This window comes from Mesorhizobium marinum, assembly GCF_040813675.1.
Classification (GTDB): domain Bacteria; phylum Pseudomonadota; class Alphaproteobacteria; order Rhizobiales; family Rhizobiaceae; genus Mesorhizobium_K; species Mesorhizobium_K marinum.
The window spans coordinates 397244-422972 of sequence record NZ_JBFOCI010000004.1 but is presented as its reverse complement, the minus strand read 5'-3'; the positions used below and the strand labels follow the sequence as shown (position 1 = coordinate 422972).

The window sequence follows — 25729 nt, the reverse complement described above, 5'->3', positions numbered from 1 at the left end:
TCTTCAAAAGACCAGCCACAGCGCCGCTATCCAGAACGCGGCGCTGGCCGCGCAGACGAGAAGCAACCCGTAGGACCAGCGCTGCGGTCTTTTCGATATGCCATTGTCGATCAAAACAGCACCCCCCGGTTTGTCTTGAAAGCGGCGATGTCAGGACTTGAATGTCTGTCGGCAGTCTCTCTTCATTTTCTGGTGCGGCAGCAAACCCGGTTCGCAGCCACGTCAAAGAGTTAAGCTGGACTAAACTAATTTAGCAAGGGCGCATGATGCAAAAGCGATTTCCACGTAATTTCAAACCTCATTCGAATATTTCCGGGAAGCAGCAGACATTCGTTTGATGTAGCCGAACTGGAATGCCAAAAAGGTCCCATGCGAAACAAACGTCGTTGGACAATTACGGAAAAAAGACCTTTCCGGACACTTCGCTGCAACCCAAAGTCCAGACCTCCGTGGGAATGTGATCGAGAAGCGGACCATCGAACATCGGCGCTTGCAACACCGCGATTTCACGATCTAAAATAATGTGACCTGATGCGCCAAAGCCCACCAAATCAGGCTGCGATCTGTCTCAACAAAGTGACGAACATATCGGCTCAGTTGAAAACGGTCCGAGTGTTTGGGGTTAAATCGATGCGATCCAACTGCATTGCGATGCCATGAAAGTTGCTGGCGGAAAGATCGCAGCATTCGCTTTCCTGCTAGTTCTAGGCGCATGCACGACGCTGTCATACGATTATCCACGCCAGGCAACATCGGCTTTCGCCAGCTATAATCAGACATATCTCGGTCAACTATTCAGTGCTGCGGAAACCAGGAATCCAGGGAAATCGGGCGTCGTCCTAGTAACCGCCGGGCGCGACGCATTCACTTCCAGAATGGCGATGACTGAGCTGGCGCAGAAGAGCCTGGACCTTCAATACTATATCTGGGACGAGGATCAGAGCGGCCGTATTCTGGCGGACGCTATTCTTAGAAGCGCGAATCGCGGCGTGCGGGTACGCCTGCTAGTTGACGATCTTAATGTCGGAAAGCGGGACAGCGCGGTTGCTGCCCTGGATGCTCACCCGAACATCGAAATCCGGTTGTTCAACCCGTTCGCTAATCGTGGTTCGAAGTTCATAGAAATAGCCGGTGATTTCCGCCGCCTGAACCACCGGATGCACAACAAGCTGATGGTGGCCGACAATGCATTGGCTTTGCTGGGCGGACGCAACATCGGCGACCACTATTTCGACGTTTCCGACGATGCCAATTACAGGGACCTGGATGTTGCTGTCGCCGGCCCAGCGGTGCGTGAAGCGTCGCAGATATTCGACTATTTCTGGAACGGCAAATGGTCTTTCCCGGTTGCAGCGGTGATCAAACGGTCATTCTCAGCTGAAGAATTGAAGGCCGCCAGGCAAGCGTTGAAAAATACGATAAACCGAGGTGGGTATCCGTATCCTGTCTATGAGGAAACCGCTGTCATGAGACGGCGCATTGCCGATATCGGCAAAAGCCTCGTATGGGCTCCAGCCTATGTCGTGTGGGACGATCCGGCGAACACAGCCGCCGGTCAGGAGCACGGCGAGATTGTCAGGGCACTTGCCGGAAAGCTCGACAAGCTGAATTCGGAACTCATCATGGAGAACGCATATTTCGTTCCCGGTGAACGGGGCACGGATGCACTTCGCACACTCAGCGAGCGGGGCGTCCGGGTTCGCATACTGACCAATTCGCTCAGTTCGAATGATGTGCTGGCGGTTCATGCCGGATATGCAAAATACCGAAAACAGCTGCTTGAGGACGGAGTCGAGTTATTTGAGGTCCGCGCCGATTCGGCAAAGGTGCAACAAACGCTCATATCGGGCGACTCAAAGGCAGCGTTGCATACCAAGGCCTTCGTCTTCGATCGGGAATCGATTTTCGTAGGCAGTTTCAATCTCGATCCGCGTTCGGCCAACATCAACACCGAGATCGGTCTCTATGTCGAAAGCCCGCAGCTAGCCGCCCGTCTTGCTAATTTCATGGACGAGGGTGTGCGGCCTGGAAACAGCTATAGGCTGGACCTGGATGCAAACGGCAATATCATTTGGATCACAGAAACCGATGGCCAGGTCGTTCGGTTCACCAGCGATCCAAATTCGACTGTCGGCCAGCGGGCAGTGACGACTATCATCGGAGTCCTTCCAGTCGAGGGTCAGCTTTAGGTGGCGCCTTTCGCCAGGGCACATTCTGGCTTGCAACGTTCACAGCCGCCATTCGGCGTAACGTCTGCTTTTCGCCATCGGTTCTCGTGTCCGAAGCTGTCTCACCGCAATGCGCCCCCACATCGGCCGTCAAGAATGACACCTGCGCGCCTAAGAAGCAGACGCTCGACAAGATTTTTGATGGCCTAACATGTGGGCAAGGCGGTGCTCGCTGCGGCTGCAGAACTTCCCGCAGTCGCGATCGGGTCTATTGTGCAAGTGAATGAGATGGATTGTGAAACAATACGTACGTCAGTTGACGCAGAGCCAGCACGCCGAGTTCGGCATATACGATGTCGTCCATGGCACGACGCGTATCCTGCTGTCCGCAACCCTCGTCCTCGTGGCGCCGAACTGGACACCTGACGGCGAGCGCCTGTTGTTCAATGCCGGCGGCGAACTCTGGTTTATCGAGGTCGCAAACCCGGCGACACCGGAGAAACTTGATACCGGGGCGCTCGACAACTTCAACAATGACCACCTGATTTCCCCTGACGGCGGCATTGTCTATGCGAGCAGTGACGACGGGCACATCTATGTCATTCCGATGGTCGGCGGAACGCCGAAACGCGTAGAGTGTCGGAGCACCACAAGGCACCGCTGCTACCTGCACGGCATTTCCCCCGATGGGCGAACCCTTCTCTACGTCGGCCTTGAACAGGTACAAGGAACAGTTCGCACCAGCCTGTTTGCCGTGCCGGCCGAAGGTGGCATTAGCCAGCAGTTCACCGACCTCGCCGAACCGCACGACGGCCTGGAATACTCGCCAGACGGCGAGTGGATCTACTTCAACTCCGAGCGGGCCTCTCCCGGGCACGCGCAGTGCTTTCGGATGGCGACGAAGGACGGGCGGCTCGAGCAACCGGGCTGCAGATACGGTCCGCATGATCTTCCAGCGATATCGTTCCCTACAATCAGTTCCAGCCGTCGCTGACGAACTGAATGCTGGCGGCGAAAGTCACGTCGATGCTTCGGACGCAGATCGAACGGATGCAGGTGCAGAGCTTGATTTGCCCGCATCAGGGCGAGGCAGCAGGCTACCATCCTTCACCCGGGGCAAACTCTACCACATGCTCTCCAATGTCGTTTACATCGGCAAGGCAAGACACAAGGACCGCATCTACGATGGTGAGCATGAAGCGATCATCGACGAAGGCACGTTTAGGTCGGTTCAAGCGCTGTTGAAGGGCCAGGCTCCGAACCGGAGAAGCGGGGCCAACAGCAAAAGCCGACACCTGCTCACAGGCCTGCTGTTTGACGAGACCGGCGATCGTCTAAGCCCGGTCTTCACGGTCAAGGATGGCAAGCGGTACCGCTACTACATCTCCAATCGGCTGGAGACGACCGGCAAAGACCCTTCCGGCTGGCGGCTGCCGGCGGATGAGTTGGAGCGCACAGTCCTGCATCAACTGGACACTATACTGCAGGACAAAGTGCGGCTCTCTCAGTGGGCAGACACGGACACATCAACAGAAGTCGCCATAGCCGGGGCAGAGGCCTTCCGCGATTCGCTGAAAGCATCCTTGTCCAAACAATCCGATATTTTGAGGCGCCTGGTTCGATCGATAAAGGTAATGCTAGGCGAACTTGTCTTTTCGATCGACCTGGCTGCGGTGATCACCGGCACGGGCGGGATGGCGCCTGATGATACAGAGCGACCGGAATGCGTACCTGTGACGATCTCAGTACCGATGACGCTGAAGCGCAGGGGCGTCGAGGCAAGGCTGGTCTCGAAGGCAACACGCCGGCCCGAAAACCCGAGCAGGCTCTCGTCGAGGCTGTGGCGAAGGCCCATGTGCAACTGCGCAAACTCACGGACGGCTCAGGTCAAACCATCGCGGATGTCGCGAGAGATTTGGGCATGCATGGCGCTGATGTCAGCCGTATCCTGCCGCTCGCCTTCCTGGCGCCAAAGGTCACCGATGCCATCCTGCGCGGTCGGCAGCCGGTTGACCTCACGGCCCGTACGCTGGTCCGAGATGACCTGCCTCACCTCTGGGCCGATCAACTCAGGCAGTTCGCTCTGTAGCCAGCGGCAGGCGAACGACCTTCGCTTTCCCGGATTACGCAGCATCGCTCCCAAAAAGTATTGGACACGCTCTCCCCGCAAGAGAGACGAACCGGCACACAGGGCGCTAACGCGGCGTCTCACTACGTCTCGTGCCCAATAGTTTGCAGAAACCAGCCGCCAAGCGCCTGAAAACACGACGGCTTTCTAGTGTTCGGAAAGAGACGGGAGAACTGGTGGACTGAATGGTGGAGCCAATCGGAATCGAACCGACGACCTCTTGAATGCCATTCAAGCGCTCTCCCAACTGAGCTATGGCCCCACACCCGGCCGGTGGCCGGCGCCGTTTCCGGCGAAGAGATGGCGGCTTCTAGCGCCGCCGCGTTGCAATATCAAGCCTCCCGGCAGGCTTATTTGGGGATGCCTGCCTTCGGTTTTCGCGCCGGCCCGAAATCCGGGCCGGCGAAGCCGTCAGACCTCGTCTTCGTCCTCGCCGACGCCGATGATGTCGGTGACGTCGTCGTCTTCCTCTTCCTCGTCCTCGAGGAAGGTGTCGTCCTCGTCGTCGCCGAGATCGACGTCGTCGTCATCGTCCATGTCCGGAACGTCGTCGCCGTCCTTGGATTCCTCGTCCGCCTCTTCGAGCGAGATCACCTCGGGCGCGTCGTCCTCGTCGTCGCTGTCCTTCTCCTTGTCCTCGACCTCGTCCTCGAGCACCTTTTCGCTGCCGGACTCGAAGAAGGAACGCGGATAGCTCTTGCCCGTGTAGGGAGAGACGATCGGATCCTTGTTAAGGTCGTAGAATTTGCGGCCCGTCTCCGGGTCGATGCGCTTGCTGCCAAGTTCGGGTTTCGCCACTGCCGATCCTCGTCCGTGATTTGCGGCTCCCATAGCCACAGAACGGCTCTCTGTCAAAGCCTAATGCCGGCCTCGTCGAGACGCGGCGGAATGCGCGCCGGGCCGCGCTTCGGGGGCCTCCCGGCGGGGGATGACCGCGTGACGACACCGTGATAGGAGAGCCGCCGAAACGACAGCCTTCGCCCGCACGCGGGCGCGCCCGCCCGAGGAAACACGATGACGCATGACGCAGAACCGCGCCCGGCCGTTGCCCGGCGCTCGCAATCCTTGAAGGGCGCGGCGCGCGTTCCCGGCGACAAGTCGATCTCGCACCGCTCCTTCATGTTCGGCGGCCTGGCGTCGGGCGAGACTCGCATCACCGGCCTGCTCGAGGGCGAGGACGTCATGCGCACAGGCGCGGCCATGAAGGCGATGGGCGCCCGGATCGAGAAGAAGGGCGACGAGTGGATCATCCAGGGCGTCGGCAACGGCTGCCTGCTCGAGCCGCAGGCGCCGCTCGACTTCGGCAATGCCGGCACCGGATCTCGGCTCACCATGGGCCTCGTCGGCACCTATGACATGGAAACCACCTTTATCGGCGACGCCTCGCTGTCGGGCCGGCCGATGGGGCGCGTGCTGGAGCCGCTGCGTCAGATGGGCGTGCAGGTGATCGACGCCGCGCCCGGCGACCGCATGCCGCTCACGCTGCGCGGGCCGAAGCATGCCGCTCCGATCACCTATCGCGTGCCGATGGCCTCGGCGCAGGTCAAGTCCGCCGTGCTGCTGGCCGGCCTCAACACGCCGGGCGTCACCACCGTCATCGAACCGGTGATGACGCGCGACCACACGGAGAAGATGCTGAAGGGTTTTGGCGCCAATCTGAACGTCGAGACCGGCGAGCAGGGCGTGCGTCACATCTTCATCGAAGGCCAGGGCAAGCTGTCCGGGCAGACGATCGCCGTGCCGGGCGACCCGTCGTCGGCCGGCTTCCCGCTGGTCGCCGCGCTGATCGTGCCGGGTTCGGACATCACCATCGAGAACGTCCTGATGAACCCCACGCGCACGGGCCTGCTGCTCACGCTGCAGGAGATGGGCGGCGACATCGAGGTCCTCAACCCGCGCAATGCCGGCGGCGAGGACGTCGCGGACCTTCGCGTCCGCGCCTCCGACCTCAAGGGCGTCAAGGTGCCGGCGTCGCGCGCGCCGTCGATGATCGACGAATATCCCGTGCTCGCGGTCGCCGCCGCCTTCGCCGAGGGCGAGACGCTGATGCAGGGGCTCGAGGAACTACGCGTCAAGGAAAGCGACCGCCTCGCGGCGGTGGCGCGCGGCCTCGAAGCCAACGGCATCGATTGCACCGAGGGCGAGGCGACGCTCGCCGTGCGCGGCCGGCCCGGCGGCAAGGGCCTTGGCGGCGGGACGGTGAAGACCCATCTCGACCACCGCATCGCGATGAGCTTCCTGGTGCTCGGACTGGCGACGGAAAAGCCCGTCACCATCGACGACGCCAACATGATCGTCACCAGCTTCCCGGAATTCATGGGATTGATGGAGACGCTCGGCGCGGACATCGGCCAGCCGGTCTAGGCCGGAGGCTGCTTCTTCCCGGCCGGTCGGGCCAACCCGGCCGAAGCCGGGTCCGCCTTCAGGACTGCATTTGGCGAGGCGGCCGGTCAGGCCGCCTTCTTCTTGGGCTGGATCAGGCCGCGCGCGATCAGCAGTTCCGCGATTTGAACGGTGTTCAGCGCGGCGCCCTTGCGCAGATTGTCGGAGACGATCCACATGGACAGGCCGTTGTCGACGGTCGAATCCTCGCGGATGCGCGAAATGTAGGTCGCGTCCTCGCCGGCGCTTTCGACCGGCGTGGCGTAGCCGCCGTTTTCGCGCTTGTCGATGACAAGGCAGCCCGGCGCCTCGCGCAGGATGTCGCGCGCCTCGTCGGCGGTGATCGGGCTCTCGAACTCGATGTTGACGGCTTCCGAATGGCCGATGAACACGGGCACGCGCACGCAGGTCGCGGTCAGCTTGATCTTGGGGTCGAGCATCTTCTTGGTCTCGGCCACCATCTTCCATTCTTCCTTGGTGTAGCCGTCCTCCATGAACACGTCGATGTGCGGGATGACGTTGAAGGCGATGCGCTTGGTGAACTTCTTGGCTTCGACCGGGTCGGCGACGAAGACGGCGCGGGTCTGCGTAAACAGTTCGTCCATGCCCTCCTTGCCGGCGCCAGACACCGACTGGTAGGTCGACACCACCACGCGCTTGATCCGGGCCTTGTCGTGCAGCGGCTTCAGCGCCACCACAAGCTGCGCGGTCGAGCAGTTCGGGTTGGCGATGATGTTCTTCTTGCCGAAGCCAACGATCGCGTCGGGGTTCACCTCCGGCACGATCAGCGGCACATCGGCGTCGTAGCGCCATGCAGACGAGTTATCGATGACGACGCAGCCCTGCTGGCCGATCTTCGGCGACCATTGCTTGGAGATCTCGCCGCCGGCCGACATCACGCAGATGTCGGTATCGGAGAAATCGTAGCTCTCCAGCGCCTTCACCTTCAGCGTCTTGTCGCCGTAGGACACCTCCGTGCCGACCGAGCGGCGCGAGGCGAGCGCCACCACTTCGTCGGCCGGAAATCCGCGCTCCTCGAGGATATTCAGCATCTCGCGACCGACGTTGCCGGTGGCGCCTGCGACTGCAACCTTGAAACCCATGAACCTTCTCCTGCCCTCTCCGCCTGTGTTTGTGTGGAGGAACCCGCCGACCGGCGCGGGCCTCGTCTCCCCGGGCCAGACCCGGGAGGGACGGTAAGGCCAAGGGAGATCAGACCGTTTTGCCGGTCGTTTTTGTGGTGATCGTCTTGGCTTTGGTCGTGCCGAAAACGGCATCGGACAGGAACGGCACACCGATCCACCCGGCCCAATGGTTGGCCCTGAGGGAGCCGCCATGGCCGGGGAATTCAAGTGCAAAGTGCGCCATCATAAGGCCGCGCATCGTCCGAAATTCCCGTTCGCGGCTGGCTTTTACCGGGAATCGGCAAATAGTCAATCCGAGCCCGCTGGAACTGCGGGGTACAGGCCGACGGCCGTTCAGCCGCTTGTGATTTGGAACGAAGGAAGCGCTGGCCTAGAGTCTTGCGAGGCGGCAAGCGACGGAGACTGCCAATGGCGACCGACAGGCGCACGCTCATGTCCGGCGGATGCATCGCGGCGGTCGCATTGTTCCTGGCCGGTTCGACCCTTGCTCATCACGGATGGTCCTGGACCGGGGACGGAATGTTCCAGCTGGAGGGCGTGATCAAGGACATCTACCTCGGCAATCCGCATGCGACGCTCGACGTCGACGTCGAGGGTGAAATCTGGCGGGTCGAGCTCGCGCCGCCGTCCGCCACCGCACGCTCCGGCTTCACCGAGGACGCAGCCGGGATCGGCGACGAAGTGACGGCGCTTGGCAATCGTTCCCGCGACGAGACCGAGAAGCGCATGAAGGCGGTGCGGATCACCGTCAAAGGCAAGGCCTACGACATCTATCCGGGCCGCGCCCCGAGCTGACGGCCGGCCCTGCGGATGGAGTTCCTTCAGGCGATCGAGCAGGCCGAGCCGGTGCGGCTCCTGAAGACGTCCTTCCTCGCCTATCCCGTCGTCAACGCCTTGCACATCGCCGCGATCGGCGTTCTGTTCGCCAGCATCGTTCTGATGGACCTCTGTGTTCTGGGCGCGATCCGCACGGCGCAGTGCGACCCCCTGGTCGCGCTTCTGAGGCGCGCCGCGCTTGCGGCCTTTCCCGTGGCGGTGCTCACCGGCGCCAGCCTCTTCTCGATCCAGGCGACGACCTATGTGCGCAATCCCGCGTTCCAGGTGAAGCTCGTGCTGATCGCGCTGGCAGGGGCCAACGCGCTTACTTTCATGGTGCTCGATCGCGGACGCTCTTCGCAGGCCTGGCCGAGGCTGCGCAGGATGCTCGCGCTCGCGTCTATCCTGCTGTGGAGCGCCGTCCTTCTTTGCGGAAGGCTGATCGGTTTCGTCTGACCGGAGGGTCTGTCCCTGACCATGCCTCGGTGGTAGATCAGCTTCAGCGGAATCTGCAGGCGGACATGTCGATGCGCGGCGAGGTCATTCACTACGACGAGGCCCAGGGTTTCGGCTTCATCTCCGGTTCCGACGGCAACCGCTATACGTTCAGGCGCGAGGATCTCCGGCCGGTCTTTGCCATCTCGAAGGGCGCTTCGGTCGAGTTCCGGGACACGGGAGGGCAGGCGCGCGCCGTGTCGCCCGTTTCGGCCGAGGCTACGCCAACGCCCGCCTCATTGACGGCAACGCCGATCGCCACGCCCACGACGGCCCCTGCGCCGCGCCGCTATGGCCGCGACGCCGTCGCGGGAGCGCCGGCGGCAATCGGGCTATGGAGCGCGTTCCGCAACGCCATCACGGTCAATCACGTCAATTTCCGCGACAGGGCGACGCGCAAGGAATATTGGGGCTTCTGCCTGTTCTGGCTGCTCTTCTTCGGCGCCGGTTTGGTCATCACGCTCTTTCTCGACGACTCCTCGGGCAATTTCGACATGGGCAGCGACTTGCCCGCTTACAGCGTCGGCTTCGCCGCCTTGTTCATCCTTGCCACGTTCCTTCCGGGCCTGGCCGTCACCATCCGGCGTATCCACGACATCGGGCTCGCGGGCTGGTTCTACCTGCTCGTCTTCCTTCCCTATGTCGGCTGGCTGATCATNTCACCATCCGGCGTATCCACGACATCGGGCTCGCGGGCTGGTTCTACCTGCTCGTCTTCCTTCCCTATGTCGGCTGGCTGATCATCCTCGTCTTCGCGCTGATCCCGTCGCAGAAGCGCGAAAACAGGTGGGGACCGGCGCCCGCGGGCGCAGGCGGCTAGCCAGCGAGAGGGTTCTTCGGCGCCGACCGCCGGGCGTCACGAAAGCTTCATCGTGACCGTCATCCGCCTGTCAACCGGCGCGTCTAGCGTCTCCTCCTGTCCAATGGATTTGCAGGAGGGCTCGAATGCTCAGGACGATTGGCGCGATCGCCGCGCTGGCGATGATGACACTGACGGCGACGGCGGCCGATAAGGTGCGGTTTGCGGTTACCGATGTCGAGGGTCTGGAAAAGCTGCACCAGGAGTTCGGGCCGTTCCGCGATGCGCTGCAGACGATTACCGGGCTCGAGATCGAGTTCTTCCCGGTTAGTTCCCGTACCGCCGCGGTCGAAGCGCTGAGCGCGAACCAGGTGGACCTGGTGCTCACCGGACCGGCCGAATACGTCGTCATGAAGGAACTCACCAACGCCGAGATCGTGACCGCCTGGCAGCGTCCCGACTATTACGCGCAGATCGTCGTCCTCGCCGACGGTCCCGTGAAGTCGATTGCCGACCTCAAGGGCAAGAAGGTGGCGTTCGGCTCCGTCGGATCGACGTCCCAGCATCTCGGCCCCGCCCAGGTGCTCACCGACCTCGGCCTTGCGCAGGGCGCCGACTACACGCCGGAACTGATCAGCCGAAACGTGGCGGTGGAAGCCATGGTCAACGGCGACATCGCGGCCGTCGGGATGAACCGCGGTCATCTCGAGAGCGTCCGCGAGGCCTATCCCGACGTCGCCTTCGTCGTGCTGGCGCGCGGCCGCGACCTGCCCAACGACGTCCTGGTGGCGCGCGCCGGCGCGGATGCTGGCGCCCTACAGAAGATCCGCGACGCCTTCGTCAACGACGGCAAGACGCTGATGAACGCGGTCATCGAGACGACGGACGACAACAAGAAATATAGCGGCGGGCACTTCATCACCACTGTGAAGGATTCCGACTACGACTACGTGCGCGCGATGTACCGGACGATCGGCGTCGACAGCTTCAATGCCTTCGTCGGCGACTGAGCCCGGCCTGAGCGCTGCGACAGACTCCGACAGGGCCGCGCGATTTGCGCGGTCCTCTTCGGTCGTCGAGAGCCTGCGTCCGCCGCGGACGCCGGTTGCTGCGCTGATCGAGGCGCAAGGCCTTGTGCAGCGCTATGCCGGGACGTCCGTCGTTCTCGATCATGTCGACCTGACAGTGCGCGAGGGCGACACCGTCGCCCTGATCGGCGCGAACGGCGCGGGGAAGTCGACGCTGCTCAAGACTCTGATCGGCCTGAACGCAGTGGACGCCGGCAGCGTGACGATCTTCGGCGAACGCTTCCACAACAGGCCGAGTCGCATGCAGACGGGGGCGATCCGCAGCCAGCTCGGCTTCGTCTTCCAGCATCACGGCCTCGTGCGCCGGCAGACGGCGCTGACGAATGTCGTCCAGGGCATGCTCGGCGTCGCCGGCGGGTGGCGTGCCGTGCACCAGTCCATCGCTCCCGCAGAATGGCGCGAACGGGCGATGCAGGCCCTCGCCGAAGTGCGCCTGGCCGACAAGGCGCAGTCGCGCGCCGACCGCCTGTCGGGCGGGCAGGCACAGCGCGTCGCCATCGCGCGGGCGCTGATCCGGCGACCGCGCCTGCTGATCGCCGACGAGCCGGCCGCGAGTCTCGACCCGGCTGCCGGCCACGACGTGATGCGCACCTTCGTCGATGTCGCCGGCGCGACAGGCACGACGCTGGTCTTCACCACGCACGACATGGACCACGCGCTTGCCTATGCGCGCCGCGTGGTGGCGCTGAAGGCGGGACGCGTCCTGCTCGACGCCGAGAGCCGGGACCTCCGTCCCACCGATCTGGAGAAGGTCTATCGTGTCTGACATCGTTGCCCCGACGCCCTCGGCGCCGCCGCGTGCGGCAGGCGTATCGGCGCTGCGTTTCACCATACTGGTGGCTGTCGCCGCCGTGGTGATCGCCTCCATCGGGGATGTCGCGCCGTCGCCGGAACGGCTCGCCATCGGATCGGAAAGGATGGTGCGTCTCGTCGGCCGCATGCTGCCGCCGGAAACCGATCCCGACTTCCTGTGGCGCATGATGCAGCGTCTCGTCGAGACGTTTCAGATCGCGATAGCCGGAACCGTGATCGGCATAGCGGTCAGCCTCCCCATCGCCTGGCTGTCGGCGCGCGGCGTCACCCCGGTGTCGACCGTGGCTTTCCTCTTCAAGGGCCTGGTGTCGTTCTTCCGCACCGTCCCGGACCTCGTCTGGGCGCTGGTCTTCGTGGCGTCGGTCGGCCTCGGGGCGGTCGCCGGGACGATGACCATCATCGTCGACACGATCGGCTTTTGCGGACGCTTCTTCGCTGAAGCCATGGAGGACGCGGACAAGGAGCCGCAGGAGGCACTGGGCGCCATCGGCGCGAGTCGTTTCGGCATCCTTTGCGGCGCGGTGATCCCCGACGCGCTTCCGTCCATGATCAACACCGGTCTCTTCGCGCTTGAAAAGTCGGTGCGCGCCTCGGTCGTCCTTGGTCTGGTCGGCGCGGGCGGGATAGGCCAGGAGCTGAAAGTCGCGTTCGACCTCTTCCAGTACCGCAGCGCCTCGACCATCATCATCGCGGTCTTCGCGGTGGTGCTGGTCATGGAATGGGCGACGGATCGCCTTCGCGCCCGGCTGTCGTAGTCACGAAAGCCGGGCGGCTCTCCCGTCGGCCTAGAGGCGCTCGGCCACCGCGTGCCAATGCCAGTGGCCCGGCTTCTGCTCGATGTCGGCAAGGCTCTTCAGCTCGAAGCCCGCAAGCAGCCCGACCAGCTCGGCCGCGTTGCAGTAGAAATGCGGATGCACCTTGTCGTCGGCCGCGTCCGGGACGACGAAGGTGTCCTTGGCGATCTCGTCGCCGACGCCGAAGTTGACGTTGCGCTTGGAGAGCATCGTCAGCTGCAGTGTGCCGCCGGGCCGCAGGACCCGCGCGATTTCCGCGAGCGTGGCCGCGAGGACCTCGGGATCGCCGTGATAGATGACGTTGAACGCCAGCAGGTAGTCGAAGCTGTCACCCGCAAAGGGAAGCTCGCTCATCGATCCCTGGTTGGCCTGGATCGGCAGGCGTTCGAGCGCTGCGTCGCGGCGAAGCTGGGCGATGCCGGCCTCGCTTCCATCGAGCGCGTCGACATTGAATCCCATCCGCGCCAGCGCCAGTGCGTGCCGGCCGACGCCGCAGCCGAGGTCGAGCGCGTCGGAGCGGCCGCTCGACAGAACTGCCGCCGAACAGGCAAGCACCTGCGGGTCGGCCTGCGACCAGTCGCGCCGGCCGTCCTCCGACTGCCAGGTCTCGTTCCATTTCCGGTGGGCCGTGTCGGTGCGCATCGCTCTCTCCGTAGTTGCTCGGCCGCAGATATCGCGTTTCCATGACAACCAAGCGTCAGCTTGCGGGACCTCGGACGAGGCTCTTGCAAGGGACTGCCTTGGCGGGCAAGAAGATCGCACCCAGAGCATCACGAGGTCGGACGGCCAGATGAACCCGAGCAGACATCGTCAGCGCCGCAGCGTGCTCTTCGTGCCGGCGTCCAGCGAGAAGGCGATCGCCAAGCTGCCGTCGCTCGCCTGCGACGCGGTTGTCTTCGACCTGGAGGACGCGGTCGCCCCGGAAGCCAAGGAAGCCGCGCGCGAAAGGCTGAGGGCATGGTTCGCCGCGCGGCCGAAGGACGGCCCGGAACTGGTGATCCGGGTTAATCCGCTGGACAGCGAATGGGGCACCGAAGACCTGCTGGCGGCGCGCGCCTGCGCGCCGGACGCGGTTCTCCTGCCCAAGGTCGACACGCCGCGCGACATCCACGATTTCGACGACGCGCTCGACAAGACCGACGCGCCGGCGGACCTGAAGCTTTGGGTCATGATCGAGACCCCGAAGGCGATGCTGAACGTCGGCGCGCTGGCCGAACTAGGCCGCGACGCGGCGGCGCGGCTCGACTGCTTCGTCGCCGGCACCAACGACCTGGCCAAGGAAACCGGCGTCCTGGCCACACCGGACCGGCGCTACCTGACGCCGTGGCTGATGCAGATGGTGCTCGCCGCCCGCGCTGGCGGCCTCACCGTTCTCGACGGCGTCAGCAACGACTTCCGCGACCTCGACGCCTTCGCACGCGAATGCGCGGAGGGCGCGGCGATGGGCTTCGACGGCAAGACGCTGATCCATCCCGGCCAGATCGAGCCGGCGCGGGCGGCTTTTTCGCCGTCAGCCGAAGCGGTCGCCGAGGCGCAGGCGATCCGGGCGGCCTTCGCGCTGCCGGCAAATGCCGGCAGGGGCGTGATCTCGATCGGCGGCAGGATGGTCGAGCGGCTGCATCTGGCGCAGGCAGAACGCCTGCTTGCGCGGGCCGGCCGCCTCTAGATCGAACGCCTGCAGAAATATGGAAGAGGCAGCGCCCTAACGCTCGCCGCGCCGCGCCGCGACCGCGACGCACAGCGTCATGGCGATCGCCATGGTGGCCGCCATCGAGCGGAAACCCTCGAAATCGGCCTCGCCGACCTCGACCAGCACATCGGCGGGCGAGGCGATCGGCGAGAAGACGGAATCGGTGATGGTGGCGATCCTCGCGCCGCGCGCCTTGGCGCTGGTCGTCAGCGCCACCGTTTCGCTGGCGTAGGGCGCAAAACTGATGGCCAGCACGGCATCCTTGGCCGACATGAAGCTTGCCTGTTCGGCCGCCATGCCGGCAACGGCGTCGACGAGGACGTTGCGCACGCCGAGCTTGCCCATCGCGTAGCTCATGTAGGACGTGATCGGGAAGGAGCGCCGCAGGCCGATCAGATAGATGGTATCGGCGCGCGCCAGGAGGTCGACGGCGCGTTCCAGCGCGTCGGGATCGGCATGCGCGCGGAAGTCGGCGACAGACCGCTCGGTGGCCTCGATGAAGCCGTCGAGGATCAGGCTCGACCGGCTTGCCGCGATACCGTGCTTGCGCATGCGCGAAAGCCGTTCATCGTAGCTCAGCACACGGTCGCGCAGCCTGGCGCGGAACACTTCCTGCAACTCCGAGAAGCCCTGGTAGCCGAAGGCCTGGGCGAAGCGCACCAGCGTCGACGGCTGGACCGCGGCCGCCTGCGCGACGCTGGCGGCGGTGCCGAACGCAATCTCGTCGGGGTTGCCGAGCGCGTAGTGCGCAGCCTGCGCAAGCCGTTTGGGCAGGTCAGGCCGTCGCGCCAGGATCGAGGCGCGCAACGTCTCGAAGTCCTGCGGCGCCTGCATCGTTTGCTCGTCTGACGTCATCTGCTCCTCCCGGGCGGCCAGCGGTATCATGACCGGCGGCGCTCCGCGAACCGAAATCACGGCTTGACGGACCATGGCAGAAATGGAATAAATATTCCAGCAGCAAAAACAAATGATGTTTTTATTCCGTTTTTCCTGCGGAGGCGAACGGGGAGGAGGAGCCGCCCGGTCGCCGGTGTCATGTATCCTGGGAGGAAGTCATGAAATCCGTGTTCAAATCCATGCTCGCCGCGACCGCACTTGCTGCGTCGCTGTTTGCCGCCAATGCGCAGGACGCTTCGATCATCGTCGTCAGCCATGGCCAGGCATCCGACCCGTTCTGGTCGGTCGTCAAGAACGGCGTCGCCCAGGCGGCGACCGACATGGGCGTCAATGTCGACTACCGCGCGCCCGAAACCTTCGACATGGTGGCGATGGCGCAGCTCATCGACGCTGCCGTCAACCAGAACCCGGCCGGGCTGATCGTCTCGATCCCGGACGCCGACGCGCTCGGGCCGTCGATCCAGAAGGCCGTGGCCGCGGGCATTCCGGTCATCTCGATGAACTCCGGCTCGGACGTCTCGAAGGGTCTCGGCGCCCTCTTGCATGTCGGCCAGGACGAATACGATGCCGGCAAGGCGGCCGGCGAGAAGCTGAAGGAACTCGGCGGCAAGAAGGCCATCTGCATCAACCAGGAGGTCGGCAACGTCGCGCTCGACCTGCGCTGCAAGGGCTTCGCCGACGGCTTCGGCGACTCCACCGTCCTGCCGGCGAGCATGGATCCCGCCGAAGTGACGGCGAAGGTCAAGGCCGCGCTGTCCTCGGATACCGCGATCGACACCATCCTCAGCCTCGGCGCTTCCACCGCGGGCGAACCGGCGCTGACCGCGATTGCCGAATCCGGCATGGAAGGAAAGATCAATATCGGCACCTTCGACATGTCGGCCGGCTTCCTGCAGGCGATCGTCGACGGCAAGGCTACCTTCGCCATCGACCAGCAGCAGTACCTGCAGGGCTACCTGCCGGTCGCTTTCCTCGCCCTCAACGCGAAGTACGGCCTGATGCCCGGCGGCAACGTGCCGTCCGGCCCGAACCTGATCACCAAGGACAAGGCTGCCCAGGTCATCGACCTTTCGACCAAGGGCATCCGCTGAGCCGACAGGCTTGAGCAATCGGAAAGGCCGCCTGGCGGCCTTTCCGACGCCGGCAAATGACGACATCGACCGGCCGGCGACGGCCGGCATGGGAGGCAGTCATGTCAGAGCAGAATGCCGCAGCGATCGATGAAGCCCGGGACGAGCGGCTGAAGGAAGCCCCCTTCGTGCTGCGCATGATGCGCCGGCCCGAACTGGGTGCCGTGATGGGGCTGGTCATCGTCACGCTGTTCTTCATCGTCGTGGCCAACGCCACGATGTTCGAATTCTCCGGCATCATGAACTTCCTGGCTCCGGCCGCCCAGCTCGGCATCCTGGCAATCGGCGCGTCGCTGCTGATGGTCGGCGGCGAGTTCGACCTGTCGGTCGGATCGATGGTCGCCTTCACCGGCCTGATCTTTGCCGCCTGCGTCGTCACCATCGGCCTGTCGCTGCCCGTCGCCATCCTCCTGACTTTCGCCTTCGCCGCAGCGATGGGTTTTGCCAACGGCCAGATCGTCATTCACACCGGCCTGCCGTCGTTCATCGTCACGCTCGCCTTCCTGTTCATCCTGCGCGGCCTGTCGCTGGTCGGGCTGAAATGGGCGACCGGCGGCTCGACGCAACTGCGCGGCGTGCGCGAGGCAGCGACCGACAGCGGGATCGACGCCTTCTTCTACGAAATCTTTGCCGGCGAAGCGTTCGAAGGGCTCTTCGCCTGGCTTGCCGCCAACGACTGGATCGCGAAGTTCCCCAACGGCCAGCCCAAGGTGACCGGCATCCCGGTCGAGATCATCTGGTTCGCGCTGATCGCCGCGCTCGCGGCCTGGGCGCTGACGCGTACCCGTTACGGCAACTGGATTTTCGCAGCCGGCGGCGATGCAAATGCGGCCCGCAACTCCGGCGTTCCCGTGCGCCGGGTCAAGACTTCGCTCTTCATGGTCACGGCGGGCTGCGCGGCGCTGGTCGCCATCCTGACGGTGCTCGACTCCGGCTCGACCGACGCGCGCCGCGGCTTCCAGAAGGAGTTCGAGGCGATCATCGCGGCCGTCATCGGCGGCTGCCTGCTGACCGGCGGCTACGGCTCGGCGATCGGCGCGGCGATCGGCGCCGTCATCTTCGGCATGGTGCTGATCGGGCTGACCTACACCACCATCGACCAGGACTGGTACCTGGTCTTCCTCGGCGGCATGCTGCTGATGGCTGTGTTCTTCAACAACATCATCCGCAAGCGCGTGACGGGAGAACGCTGATGGCCGCCCCGATCGTGGAAATGCGCGACATCGAGAAGCACTTCGGCTCGGTCATCGCACTGGCCGGTGTCTCGGTGGCTGTCAATGCCGGCGAGGTCCACTGCCTCCTCGGAGACAACGGCGCCGGCAAGTCGACCTTCATCAAGACCATGGCCGGCGTACATACGCCGACCAAGGGACAGATGTTCCTTGATGGCAAGGAAGTGCGCTTCTCCGGCCCTCGCGACGCGCTCGACGCCGGCATCGCGACCGTCTACCAGGATCTCGCGATGATCCCGCTGATGTCGGTCACCCGCAACTTCTTCATGGGCCGCGAGCCGGTGAAGGGCATCTGGCCTTTCCGCCATGTCGATTTCGGTTTTTGCGACCGGGTCACCCGCGAGGAGATGAAGAGGATCGGCATCGACGTGCGCGACCCCGGCCAGGCGGTCGGCACGCTGTCGGGCGGCGAACGGCAATGCGTCGCGATCTCCAGGGCCGTCTATTTCGGCGCGAAAGTGCTGATCCTCGACGAACCGACCTCGGCGCTCGGCGTGCGCCAGACCTCGATGGTGCTCAAGTACATCGACATGGTGCGCAAGAAGGGGCTGGGCGTCGTCTTCATCACCCACAATGTGCGCCATGCCATGGCTGTCGGCGACCGTTTCACGGTTCTCAACCGTGGCCGGACGCTCGGCACGGCGGCGCGCGGCGAGATCACGGCCGACCAGCTGCAGAACCTGATGGCTGGAGGCAGGGAACTTGCCGAACTGTCGACCGAACTCGGCGGGACGGTTTAGGAATTGGGAATTGGGAATAGGGAGTTGCCAGGCTTGAAGCCTTCGGCAAACTGACTCCCGTCTCATCGAGGATCTCCAACCCCAATATCCTACTCCTACCAGCCTCATATCCGGAGCTACTTCCTTGAAATCCATCAATGTCGGTCTGATTGGCACCGGGTTCATGGGTAAGGCCCATGCGCTCGCCTGGAACTCGGTACGCCCCGTGTTCGGCGACGTGCCGCCGGTCAGGCTTCTCCACCTTGGCGAGGCCAATGACGAACTGGCGCACAGGAAGGCCGCCGAATTCGGTTTCGAGAAGGCGTCCGGCGATTGGAAGCGCGTGGTTTCCGATCCGGAGGTCGACGTCGTCTCGATCACCACGCCGAACAAGTTCCACCTGGAAATGGCAACGGCCGCGCTCGCCGCCGGCAAGCATGTCTGGTGCGAAAAGCCGATGGCGCCCAAACTCGCCGAGGCCGAGGCGATGCTGGCTTCCGCCCGCGCTTCTGGCAAGGCAGCCGTGCTTGGCTACAACTACATCCAGAATCCCGCGATCAGGCACATAAGGAAACTTCTGGACGAGGGCGTGATCGGCCCCGTCAACCATGTCCGCATCGAGATGGACGAGGATTTCCTTGCCGATCCGGAGGCGCCGTTCCAGCAGCGCCACGAGGCGGTCAACGGCTGGGGCGCGCTCGACGATTTCGGCGTGCATCCGCTGTCGCTGCTCTACACGCTGTTCGGCCGTGTCACCCGGGTAATGTGCGACATGGCGAAGCCATACCCGACCCGAAGGACGCCCGAGGGAGACCGCGAGGTCGAGGTGTTTGACATCGCGACCATCATGCTGAGGCTGGAGAACGGCGCATCGGGCTACATCGCGGTCAGTCGCACAGCCTGGGGCCGCAAGGGGCGCATCGCCATCCAGATATTCGGCGGCAAGGGCTCGATCCTCTATGACCAGGAGCGAATGAACGAACTGCAGCTCTACGTTACCTCGGACCGCGCAACGGAGCAGGGCTTCCGCACGGTGCTGACCGCGCCTCACCACCCGCCCTACGATCGCTTCATCCCCGCAGCCGGCCACAATCTCGGCTTCAACGATCTGAAGATCATCGAGTGCCGTCAGCTGATCGCCCGCATGCAGGCGCAGCCGAGCGTCTCGATCGGTTTCGAGGAAGGCATCCTGATCGAGCGCACCATCGCCGCGATGGCGCGCTCGTTCCAGGACGGGCAGTGGGTGGAGGTTCCCGTCTAGTCGGGCTCCGCGACGCATCCGCAGCCGGTTGCCCTGCGCCCAGCCTGCCTGCTAAGGCGCGCGTGATGCCGCCGCTGCCGATCCTTCCCGTCACGGAAGTCCTGCCCGCGATTCTTGCGGCGCTGGATGCGGAACGGCGCGCCGTGCTGGTTGCCCCGCCGGGCGCCGGCAAGACGACACTCGTTCCGCTCGCCCTTCTCGACGCGCCCTGGCTGGAGGGCAGGATCGTGCTGCTCGAGCCACGCCGGCTGGCGGCGCGCGCGGCCGCGCGCCGGATGGCTTCGCTGCTCGGCGAGGAGCCCGGCGGAACCGTCGGCTATGCCATGCGCATGGAAAGCCGGATGTCGGCGAAAACGAGGATCATGGTGGTCACCGAGGGCGTGCTGTCGCGCATGATCCTCGACGATCCCGAATTGCCGGGCGTGTCGGCGGTGCTGTTCGACGAGTTCCACGAACGCTCGCTCGACGGCGATTTCGGTTTGGCGCTGGCGCTCGACGTCCAGGGCGCGCTGCGGCCCGATCTTTGCCTGCTCGTCATGTCGGCGACGCTGGACGGCGCGCGCGTGGCCAGGCTGCTCGACGGCGCGCCGGTCGTCGAGAGCGCCGGCCGCGCCTTTCCGGTCGAAATCCGCTACGACGAGCGTCCGGGTGGCACGCCGGTCGAGGATGCGATGGCAAAGGCGATCCGCGAGGCCATCGCGACCGAAGCCGGGAGCGTGCTCGCCTTCCTGCCGGGTCAGCGCGAAATCGAACGCACGGCCGAGCGGCTGGCCGGTTGGCTGCCTGAGAGCTGCGATGTCGTCCCCCTCTACGGCCAGCTCGACGCCAGGGCTCAGGACGCCGCGATCAAGCCGGCGGCCGCGGGTCGCCGCAAGGTGGTGCTGGCGACGTCGATCGCCGAAACGTCGATCACCATCGACGGCGTCAGGGTCGTCATCGATTCCGGCCTGTCGCGCCTGCCGCGCTACGAGCCTGCGACGGGCCTCACCCGCCTGGAAACCGTCCGCGCATCGCGGGCGTCCGCCGACCAGCGGGCCGGCCGTGCCGGCCGCACCGAACCGGGCGTTGCGGTCCGGCTCTGGCGCGCCGAGCAGACGGCCGCGCTTCCAGCCTTCACGCCGCCGGAAATTCTCCAGGCCGATCTGTCGGGTTTGCTGCTCGACTGCTCGGCCTTCGGCGTGGCTGATCCCGGAACGCTGCGCTTCCTCGATCCGCCGCCGGCCCCGGCGCTCGCCGAGGCGCGGGCACTGCTTGTCGGGCTCGGCGCCGTCGATGCAGCGGGCCGGCTGACCGCCGCCGGCGAGGCAATGCGCGAGCTTGCGCTACCGGCGCGCCTTGCGCACATGGTTGCCGAGGCAGCCGGTCGCGGCTTGGCGCAGGCGGCGGCCGAACTTGCCGTTCTGGCCACGGAGCGGGGTCTTGGCGGCGACGGCGTCGACCTCGAGCGCCGGCTGGCGCGGTTTCGCTCGGATCGCGGGCCGAGGGCAGTTGCGGCGAGGGGACTGGCCGCGCGGTTGGCGGCGCAGGCCGGCAAGGCGGCTTCCAGACAGCAGGAGCAGCAATCCGCACCCGAACTGGCGGGCGCCCTTCTGCTGCAAGCCTGGCCCGACCGCGTCGCGCGGGCGCGCGGCGAGCGCGGGCGGTTCGTGCTCGCCAACGGCAGCGGCGCGCAGCTCGATCCGGCCGATCCCCTTGCCGGCGAGACGTTTCTGGTCGTGACCGACCTGCAGGGCAAGGCCCAGAACGCGCGCATCGCCTCCGCGGCGGCCGTCTCCGAGGGCGACGTGCGCGCAGCCCTTGCATCCCGCATCGAGATGCGGCGCACAACAGCCTTCGATAGGCAGAAGCGCACTGTGCGGGTGCGCGAAACTGCCATGCTCGGCGCGATAACGCTGTCCGAGCGCATGCTTCCGGCTCCCACAGGCGCTGACGCCGACGAGGCGATCCTCGAAGCGATCCGCCAGCATGGTCTCTCCCTGATCGACTGGCAGAAGGAAGCCGAGACGCTGCGCCAGCGGCTCTCCTGGCTGCATCGCGGCCTCGGCGCGCCGTGGCCGGACGTTTCCGACGAGGCGCTCGTCGCAACGCTCGACGACTGGCTGCGGCCGTTCCTGCGGGGCGAGGCATCGCTCGCCCGCATCGACGCCGGCACGCTGCGCGACGCATTGACGTCGCTCGTCCCGCACGACCTGCAGCGCAGGGTCGCCTCGCTCGCGCCGACGCATTTTGATGCGCCGTCGGGAAGCCGGGTGCCGATCCTCTACGAGGGCGAATGGCCGGTGCTGGCGATCCGCGTCCAGGAGCTGTTCGGCCTCGACGTCCATCCCTCGATCGCTAACGGTAAAGTCCCGCTTGCACTGGAGCTCCTGTCTCCGGCTCACCGGCCGATCCAGAAGACGCGCGACCTGCCCGGCTTCTGGCGCGGCTCTTGGGCGGATGTCAGGGCGGACATGCGCGGGCGCTATCCCAAGCATGTATGGCCCGACGATCCGCTTGCGGCCGAGGCCACCGCCCGCGCCAAGCCGCGGCCGAGATAGATCCCAGCCGCCTCGCGCCGGAACATTACCGAGCGCCCGCGGAGCCGAACAACTATAGTGTGAGCATGATGGACCTAAACGCGCCCCACCTCGGCCAAAGCCAGCGACTTCGCCTCAACACGCTGGTGCGCCTGCGCTGGCTGGCCATCGTCGGCCAGAGCGTCACCGTCCTGATCGTCTCCTACGGCCTGGATTTCCCTTTGCCGGTCGTGGTCTGTTTCGCGCTGATCGCATGCTCGGCGGCGCTCAACGTCTACCTGGCCATCGCGTACCCTTCCACGCACCGGCTGCCGCCACCGGCCGCCTTCGGCATCCTGACCTTCGACGCGCTGCAGCTGGCTGGCCTGCTGTACATGACGGGAGGGCTGACCAACCCGTTCGCGCTTCTGATGACGGTTCCGGTTGTTGTGTCCGCAACATCGCTGCCGGCAAGGATGACGGCCCTGCTCGGCGCAATGGTGATCGCGATGGCGACGGTGCTTGCCTTCTCCCACCGGCCACTGCCGTGGTACGACGGTGCGGAACTGGCCATGCCGTTCATCTACGTGGCGGGATCGTGGGTCGCGCTATCGTCATCGATCGCGTTCACCGGCATCTATGCCTTCCGCGTGGCGGAAGAGGCGCGCCTGCTTGCCAACGCGCTGTCTGCGACGGAACTCGTGCTGCAGCGCGAACAGCATCTCTCCGCGCTCGACGGACTGGCAGCTGCCGCCGCTCACGAACTCGGCACGCCGCTCGCGACCATCGCCCTTGTCGCCCGCGAGATGGAGCGCGCGCTCGGCTCCGACCACGTTCACGCCGAAGACGTCAGGCTCCTACGCTCGCAGTCGGAGCGCTGCCGCGAGATCCTGAAGCGGCTGACCAGCCTCTCGACCGAGGGCGAAGCGCATCTCGCCCGCCTGCCACTGACATCGCTGGTCGAGGAGGTCACTGCGCCGCATCGCGACTTCGGCATCTCGATCAGGTTCCAGCCGGGCGAACGGCATGGAGCGGAACCGGTCGGGCGACGCAACCCGGGCGTCATCTACGGGCTCGGCAACCTCGTCGAGAACGCTGTCGATTTCGCCAGGAAAGAGGTCATTGTCGGCTGGCGCTGGAGCGACGATCTGGTCGCTGTCTCCATCGTTGACGACGGGCCGGGCTTTCCCGCGGAAATCGCGAGCAGGATCGGCGAGCCTTACATGTCGACGAGACAAGGGGCAGAGCGCGGCGGCGGTCTCGGTCTCGGCCTGTTCATCGCCAAGACCCTTTTGGAGCGCTCGGGCGCGACGCTTTCCTTCCGCAACTCCAACACGCCGGGCGAGGGCGCCGTCGTCGAGGTATCCTGGCCACGCGAAGCCTTCCTAGCCCCGATGCAGGCGCCGGAACCCATGTTCGACACCGCCTGACGGCGACGATAATTGGACAATATGGCCCAGCGGTCATATTTGAGGGGCCAAACGACGCAGGCAAGCTGTTAGAAAGACGAGATGATGACCGCTGACGAACCACACGAGATTTCCGGAGACGCCTCGCTGCTGATCGTCGATGACGACAAGCCGTTCCTGACCCGGCTGGCGCGGGCCATGGAGGGGCGCGGTTTCGACGTCGACACGGCCGAGAGCGTCGAGGAGGCGGTGGTCAAGGCTCGGGCCCGCCCGCCCGCCTATGCGGTGGTCGACATGCGGCTCGGCGACGGCAACGGGCTCGATGTCGTGGCGGCGATCCGCGACGGCCGCGACGACGCCCGCACGGTCATCCTTACGGGCTACGGCAACATCGCGACCGCGGTCACCGCCGTGAAGCTCGGCGCGATCGATTATCTTTCGAAGCCGGCCGACGCCGACGACATCTTCGCGGCGCTGACGAGGACAACAGGCGAGCGCGCCGCGCCGCCCGAGAACCCGATGTCGGCCGACCGCGTGCGCTGGGAGCACATCCAGCGGGTCTACGAGATGTGCGAGCGCAACGTTTCGGAAACGGCGCGGCGGCTCAACATGCACCGCCGCACCCTGCAGCGCATCCTCGCCAAGCGCGCGCCGCGCTGAGCGCGTTGCCTGGCGGTCTGGTTCGCGCCGGTTCGTCCTAGAGCCGGCCGATCCGCTCGACGAGCAGCCCGAAGAACGCCTCGTGGTTCACGTCGCGCAGGTATTGAACGTTCTTCTCGCGTGCGGTGACGCCCCACCAGTCTGCAACCGTCATGCCCATGGTCAGTTCGGATGCGGTCTCGACCGTCACGTTGATGTGGCGGCCCGAGAACAGCGTCGGATCGAGCAGGTAGGCGATCACGCAGGGATCGTGCAGCGGGCCGCCGTCAGTGCCGTACTTGCTCTCGTCGAAGCGCTCGAAGAACTCGAGCATCTCGGCGACGGCAATGCCGGGCCGGGTGCCCAACGCGCGGAAGGCGGCGACGCGGGCAGCCGTCGTCAAGGCCTGGTGCGTGCAGTCGAGCGGCACCATCACGACGGGGATGCCGGACTTCAGGACGACTTCGGCCGCGTGTGGGTCGACATAGATATTGAACTCGGCGGCCGGGGTGACGTTGCCGCCCTCGAAGAAGCCTCCGCCCATCAGGACGATCTCGCGGATGCGTGGCGCGATCCTCGGCTCGCGCACGAGCGCCATTGCGATGTTGGTCAGCGGCCCGAGCGCGCACAGCGTCACCGAGCCGGCTTCCTCGCGCATCAGCGTCTCGACGATGTAGTCGACGGCATGTCCGTCTTGCAGCGGCATCGTCGGCTCCGCCAGGTCCGGCCCGTCGAGGCCGGTCTTGCCATGCACGTTTTCGGCGGTCACCAGCGTGCGCACCATCGGGCGGATCGCGCCGGCAAAGACCTTCGTGTTCGGCTTGCCGGCCAGTTCGCAGATCTTGCGGGCGTTCTTCTCGGTCAGCGACAGCGGCACGTTGCCGGCCACAGCGGTGATCGCGAGCACGTCGAGTTCCGGGCTCGCCAGTGCGAGCAGGATGGCCACGGCGTCGTCCTGGCCGGGATCGGTATCGATGATTATCTTTCTGATTTCAGGCATTTCTTTTCCTTGGACGGCGCCGGAAACAGTCCGGCGCAAACTCTTGAACTCGCTGGCGGCGCGGACCATATCAGCAACAGCGGGAAAGATGCCATCCGGGTTTTTCCCTTATATGTCGCTCGTAGAGGACAGTGTTGCATGAGCCGTATGACGCCATTTTCGAGCCCGTTGCTGCTTGGGTTCGACGCCATGGAAAAGACGCTGGAACGTCTGGCGAAAACAGGCGATTCGTATCCGCCCTACAACATCGAGCGCCTCCGGAGCGTCGACGGAGCCGCCGAAAGGCTGCGGATCACGCTTGCCGTGGCGGGTTTCGCGGAGAACGATCTCGAAGTCACCACCGAGGAGAACCAACTCGTGGTGCGCGGTCGCCAGGCCGACGAGGCGGAACGGGAATACTTGCACCGCGGCATTGCCGCCCGGCAGTTCCAGCGCTGCTTCGTGCTCGCCGACGGCATGCGCGTGACCGGCGCTGAGCTGAGGAACGGCCTGCTTGCGATCGACCTCGATCGTCCCGAGCCTGAAAAACTCGTACGGAAAATAAACATTTCGGTGAAAGACTGACCGCAGTCCCGCCCGAAATGCGCTCCCGGCGATGAACCGGACAATTGGCTCTATGGCGGGTTGGT

At 64.9% G+C, this 25729-nt stretch carries 27 protein-coding genes, 1 tRNA gene and 1 pseudogene; 22 read left to right on the top strand and 7 right to left on the bottom strand.

Annotated features, from left to right (window positions below; all coding sequences use genetic code 11):
* From ABUE31_RS15830 to ABUE31_RS15810, 5 genes and pseudogenes are all read left to right on the top strand, one after another.
* Positions 1–234 (top strand): hypothetical protein (locus tag ABUE31_RS15830; RefSeq protein ID WP_367724624.1); only part of this gene is annotated, 234 nt, incomplete at its 5' end.
* A gap of 422 nt (positions 235–656) precedes the next feature.
* Entirely contained in the window at positions 657–2189 is a 1533-nt protein-coding gene (locus ABUE31_RS15825; RefSeq protein WP_367724623.1) for a phospholipase D family protein, read from the top strand.
* A 274-nt stretch (positions 2190–2463) separates the two neighbouring features.
* Complete coding sequence (locus tag ABUE31_RS15820) at positions 2464–3162, top strand: TolB-like translocation protein (RefSeq protein ID WP_367724622.1); 699 nt, start codon at positions 2464–2466, stop codon at positions 3160–3162.
* Positions 3113–3358: pseudogene (locus ABUE31_RS15815) on the top strand (hypothetical protein); the annotation flags it as partial. The gene ABUE31_RS15820 and the pseudogene ABUE31_RS15815, both read left to right, overlap by 50 nt.
* A 533-nt stretch (positions 3359–3891) precedes the next feature.
* Positions 3892–4257 carry a hypothetical protein gene (locus ABUE31_RS15810; protein ID WP_367724644.1) on the top strand — a complete coding sequence of 122 codons (366 nt, stop codon included), beginning with the start codon at positions 3892–3894 and terminating at the stop codon, positions 4255–4257.
* A 225-nt stretch (positions 4258–4482) separates the two neighbouring features.
* Here the strand turns inward: ABUE31_RS15810 and ABUE31_RS15805 are convergent.
* Both ABUE31_RS15805 and ABUE31_RS15800 read right to left on the bottom strand, forming a co-directional pair.
* A tRNA-Ala gene (locus tag ABUE31_RS15805) sits at positions 4483–4558 on the bottom strand.
* Between the two features lie 149 nt (positions 4559–4707).
* On the bottom strand, positions 4708–5094 hold the full coding sequence (locus ABUE31_RS15800) for a TIGR02300 family protein (protein WP_367724621.1): 387 nt from the start codon (positions 5092–5094) through the stop codon (positions 4708–4710).
* Between the two features lie 216 nt (positions 5095–5310).
* Between ABUE31_RS15800 and aroA the strand changes: the two genes are divergently transcribed.
* Complete coding sequence (gene aroA, locus ABUE31_RS15795; protein WP_367724619.1) at positions 5311–6660, top strand: 3-phosphoshikimate 1-carboxyvinyltransferase; 1350 nt, start codon at positions 5311–5313, stop codon at positions 6658–6660.
* Between the two features lie 86 nt (positions 6661–6746).
* Here aroA and ABUE31_RS15790 read toward each other — a convergent pair whose 3' ends face one another.
* Both ABUE31_RS15790 and ABUE31_RS15785 read right to left on the bottom strand, forming a co-directional pair.
* Positions 6747–7781: an aspartate-semialdehyde dehydrogenase gene (locus ABUE31_RS15790; protein ID WP_367724617.1), complete on the bottom strand. Its 1035-nt coding sequence runs from the start codon at positions 7779–7781 to the stop codon at positions 6747–6749.
* A 109-nt stretch (positions 7782–7890) separates the two neighbouring features.
* The gene (locus tag ABUE31_RS15785; protein WP_367724616.1) at positions 7891–8061 is read right to left on the bottom strand and encodes a hypothetical protein; all 171 of its coding nucleotides are present in this window, start codon (positions 8059–8061) and stop codon (positions 7891–7893) included.
* Positions 8062–8231: 170 nt separating this feature from the next.
* On the opposite strand from ABUE31_RS15785, the gene ABUE31_RS15780 reads away from it, so the two are divergent.
* The 7 genes from ABUE31_RS15780 to phnE all read left to right on the top strand — a co-directional run bounded on the left by ABUE31_RS15780 (position 8232) and on the right by phnE (position 12589).
* A complete protein-coding gene (locus tag ABUE31_RS15780) occupies positions 8232–8618 on the top strand; it encodes a DUF6152 family protein (RefSeq protein ID WP_437344133.1) in 387 nt (128 codons plus the stop codon).
* A 15-nt stretch (positions 8619–8633) separates the two neighbouring features.
* Positions 8634–9095: a hypothetical protein gene (locus ABUE31_RS15775; protein ID WP_367724615.1), complete on the top strand. Its 462-nt coding sequence runs from the start codon at positions 8634–8636 to the stop codon at positions 9093–9095.
* A gap of 65 nt (positions 9096–9160) precedes the next feature.
* Positions 9161–9874, top strand: a complete 714-nt coding sequence (locus ABUE31_RS15770; RefSeq protein WP_437344132.1) for a DUF805 domain-containing protein — start codon at positions 9161–9163, stop codon at positions 9872–9874.
* The gene (locus tag ABUE31_RS15765; protein ID WP_367724642.1) at positions 9808–9954 is read left to right on the top strand and encodes a DUF805 domain-containing protein; all 147 of its coding nucleotides are present in this window, start codon (positions 9808–9810) and stop codon (positions 9952–9954) included. Before ABUE31_RS15770 ends, ABUE31_RS15765 begins: the two co-directional genes overlap by 67 nt.
* Before the next feature lie 125 nt (positions 9955–10079).
* Entirely contained in the window at positions 10080–10943 is an 864-nt protein-coding gene (locus ABUE31_RS15760) for a PhnD/SsuA/transferrin family substrate-binding protein (RefSeq protein WP_367724613.1), read from the top strand.
* Entirely contained in the window at positions 10924–11787 is an 864-nt protein-coding gene (locus ABUE31_RS15755) for a phosphonate ABC transporter ATP-binding protein (protein ID WP_367724612.1), read from the top strand. Before ABUE31_RS15760 ends, ABUE31_RS15755 begins: the two co-directional genes overlap by 20 nt.
* On the top strand, positions 11780–12589 hold the full coding sequence (gene phnE / locus ABUE31_RS15750) for a phosphonate ABC transporter, permease protein PhnE (protein WP_367724611.1): 810 nt from the start codon (positions 11780–11782) through the stop codon (positions 12587–12589). The genes ABUE31_RS15755 and phnE overlap by 8 nt, the downstream gene beginning before the upstream one ends.
* Before the next feature lie 30 nt (positions 12590–12619).
* Here the strand turns inward: phnE and ABUE31_RS15745 are convergent, their stop codons facing one another.
* Complete coding sequence (locus ABUE31_RS15745; RefSeq protein WP_367724610.1) at positions 12620–13270, bottom strand: class I SAM-dependent methyltransferase; 651 nt, start codon at positions 13268–13270, stop codon at positions 12620–12622.
* A 148-nt stretch (positions 13271–13418) separates the two neighbouring features.
* On the opposite strand from ABUE31_RS15745, the gene ABUE31_RS15740 reads away from it, so the two are divergent.
* The gene (locus ABUE31_RS15740) at positions 13419–14294 is read left to right on the top strand and encodes an HpcH/HpaI aldolase/citrate lyase family protein (RefSeq protein ID WP_367724609.1); all 876 of its coding nucleotides are present in this window, start codon (positions 13419–13421) and stop codon (positions 14292–14294) included.
* Between the two features lie 36 nt (positions 14295–14330).
* On the opposite strand, the gene ABUE31_RS15735 is transcribed toward ABUE31_RS15740, so the two are convergent.
* Positions 14331–15173: a MurR/RpiR family transcriptional regulator gene (locus ABUE31_RS15735; RefSeq protein WP_367724608.1), complete on the bottom strand. Its 843-nt coding sequence runs from the start codon at positions 15171–15173 to the stop codon at positions 14331–14333.
* Positions 15174–15373: 200 nt separating this feature from the next.
* On the opposite strand from ABUE31_RS15735, the gene ABUE31_RS15730 reads away from it, so the two are divergent.
* The 7 genes from ABUE31_RS15730 (at position 15374) to ABUE31_RS15700 (ending at position 24121) form a co-directional block, all read left to right on the top strand.
* Complete coding sequence (locus ABUE31_RS15730; RefSeq protein ID WP_367724606.1) at positions 15374–16306, top strand: sugar ABC transporter substrate-binding protein; 933 nt, start codon at positions 15374–15376, stop codon at positions 16304–16306.
* Positions 16307–16407: 101 nt separating this feature from the next.
* Positions 16408–17538, top strand: coding sequence for an ABC transporter permease (locus ABUE31_RS15725; protein WP_367724604.1), 1131 nt, complete (start codon positions 16408–16410; stop codon positions 17536–17538).
* A complete protein-coding gene (locus tag ABUE31_RS15720; RefSeq protein WP_367724602.1) occupies positions 17538–18317 on the top strand; it encodes an ATP-binding cassette domain-containing protein in 780 nt (259 codons plus the stop codon). The genes ABUE31_RS15725 and ABUE31_RS15720 overlap by 1 nt, the downstream gene beginning before the upstream one ends.
* Before the next feature lie 124 nt (positions 18318–18441).
* Positions 18442–19557 (top strand): Gfo/Idh/MocA family protein, encoded by a 1116-nt coding sequence (locus ABUE31_RS15715; protein WP_367724601.1) that lies wholly within the window; start codon positions 18442–18444, stop codon positions 19555–19557.
* 65 nt (positions 19558–19622) lie between these two features.
* Positions 19623–22094 carry an ATP-dependent helicase HrpB gene (gene hrpB, locus ABUE31_RS15710; protein WP_367724600.1) on the top strand — a complete coding sequence of 824 codons (2472 nt, stop codon included), beginning with the start codon at positions 19623–19625 and terminating at the stop codon, positions 22092–22094.
* A gap of 68 nt (positions 22095–22162) precedes the next feature.
* On the top strand, positions 22163–23482 hold the full coding sequence (locus ABUE31_RS15705) for an ActS/PrrB/RegB family redox-sensitive histidine kinase (protein ID WP_437344131.1): 1320 nt from the start codon (positions 22163–22165) through the stop codon (positions 23480–23482).
* A gap of 84 nt (positions 23483–23566) precedes the next feature.
* Positions 23567–24121: an ActR/PrrA/RegA family redox response regulator transcription factor gene (locus tag ABUE31_RS15700; protein WP_367724598.1), complete on the top strand. Its 555-nt coding sequence runs from the start codon at positions 23567–23569 to the stop codon at positions 24119–24121.
* Between the two features lie 37 nt (positions 24122–24158).
* Here the strand turns inward: ABUE31_RS15700 and ABUE31_RS15695 are convergent, their stop codons facing one another.
* Positions 24159–25100 carry a nucleoside hydrolase gene (locus ABUE31_RS15695; RefSeq protein ID WP_367724597.1) on the bottom strand — a complete coding sequence of 314 codons (942 nt, stop codon included), beginning with the start codon at positions 25098–25100 and terminating at the stop codon, positions 24159–24161.
* A gap of 138 nt (positions 25101–25238) precedes the next feature.
* On the opposite strand from ABUE31_RS15695, the gene ABUE31_RS15690 reads away from it, so the two are divergent.
* Positions 25239–25664: an Hsp20 family protein gene (locus ABUE31_RS15690; protein ID WP_367724641.1), complete on the top strand. Its 426-nt coding sequence runs from the start codon at positions 25239–25241 to the stop codon at positions 25662–25664.
* The last annotated feature ends 65 nt before the right edge of the window (positions 25665–25729 follow it).

Bases quoted from the DNA above. Each gene is read 5' to 3' on its own strand.
- ABUE31_RS15825 (WP_367724623.1), top strand. From the start codon at position 657: ATGAAAGTTGCTGGCGGAAAGATCGCAGCATTCGCTTTCCTGCTAGTT.
- ABUE31_RS15810 (WP_367724644.1), top strand. From the start codon at position 3,892: ATGCGTACCTGTGACGATCTCAGTACCGATGACGCTGAAGCGCAGGGG.
- aroA (WP_367724619.1), top strand. From the start codon at position 5,311: ATGACGCATGACGCAGAACCGCGCCCGGCCGTTGCCCGGCGCTCGCAA.
- ABUE31_RS15790 (WP_367724617.1), bottom strand. From the start codon at position 7,781: ATGGGTTTCAAGGTTGCAGTCGCAGGCGCCACCGGCAACGTCGGTCGC.
- ABUE31_RS15785 (WP_367724616.1), bottom strand. From the start codon at position 8,061: ATGCGCGGCCTTATGATGGCGCACTTTGCACTTGAATTCCCCGGCCAT.
- ABUE31_RS15780 (WP_437344133.1), top strand. From the start codon at position 8,232: ATGGCGACCGACAGGCGCACGCTCATGTCCGGCGGATGCATCGCGGCG.
- ABUE31_RS15775 (WP_367724615.1), top strand. From the start codon at position 8,634: ATGGAGTTCCTTCAGGCGATCGAGCAGGCCGAGCCGGTGCGGCTCCTG.
- ABUE31_RS15760 (WP_367724613.1), top strand. From the start codon at position 10,080: ATGCTCAGGACGATTGGCGCGATCGCCGCGCTGGCGATGATGACACTG.
- ABUE31_RS15755 (WP_367724612.1), top strand. From the start codon at position 10,924: ATGCCTTCGTCGGCGACTGAGCCCGGCCTGAGCGCTGCGACAGACTCC.
- ABUE31_RS15745 (WP_367724610.1), bottom strand. From the start codon at position 13,270: ATGCGCACCGACACGGCCCACCGGAAATGGAACGAGACCTGGCAGTCG.
- ABUE31_RS15740 (WP_367724609.1), top strand. From the start codon at position 13,419: ATGAACCCGAGCAGACATCGTCAGCGCCGCAGCGTGCTCTTCGTGCCG.
- ABUE31_RS15735 (WP_367724608.1), bottom strand. From the start codon at position 15,173: ATGACGTCAGACGAGCAAACGATGCAGGCGCCGCAGGACTTCGAGACG.
- ABUE31_RS15730 (WP_367724606.1), top strand. From the start codon at position 15,374: ATGAAATCCGTGTTCAAATCCATGCTCGCCGCGACCGCACTTGCTGCG.
- ABUE31_RS15725 (WP_367724604.1), top strand. From the start codon at position 16,408: ATGTCAGAGCAGAATGCCGCAGCGATCGATGAAGCCCGGGACGAGCGG.
- ABUE31_RS15720 (WP_367724602.1), top strand. From the start codon at position 17,538: ATGGCCGCCCCGATCGTGGAAATGCGCGACATCGAGAAGCACTTCGGC.
- hrpB (WP_367724600.1), top strand. From the start codon at position 19,623: ATGCCGCCGCTGCCGATCCTTCCCGTCACGGAAGTCCTGCCCGCGATT.
- ABUE31_RS15705 (WP_437344131.1), top strand. From the start codon at position 22,163: ATGGACCTAAACGCGCCCCACCTCGGCCAAAGCCAGCGACTTCGCCTC.
- ABUE31_RS15700 (WP_367724598.1), top strand. From the start codon at position 23,567: ATGACCGCTGACGAACCACACGAGATTTCCGGAGACGCCTCGCTGCTG.
- ABUE31_RS15695 (WP_367724597.1), bottom strand. From the start codon at position 25,100: ATGCCTGAAATCAGAAAGATAATCATCGATACCGATCCCGGCCAGGAC.
- ABUE31_RS15690 (WP_367724641.1), top strand. From the start codon at position 25,239: ATGAGCCGTATGACGCCATTTTCGAGCCCGTTGCTGCTTGGGTTCGAC.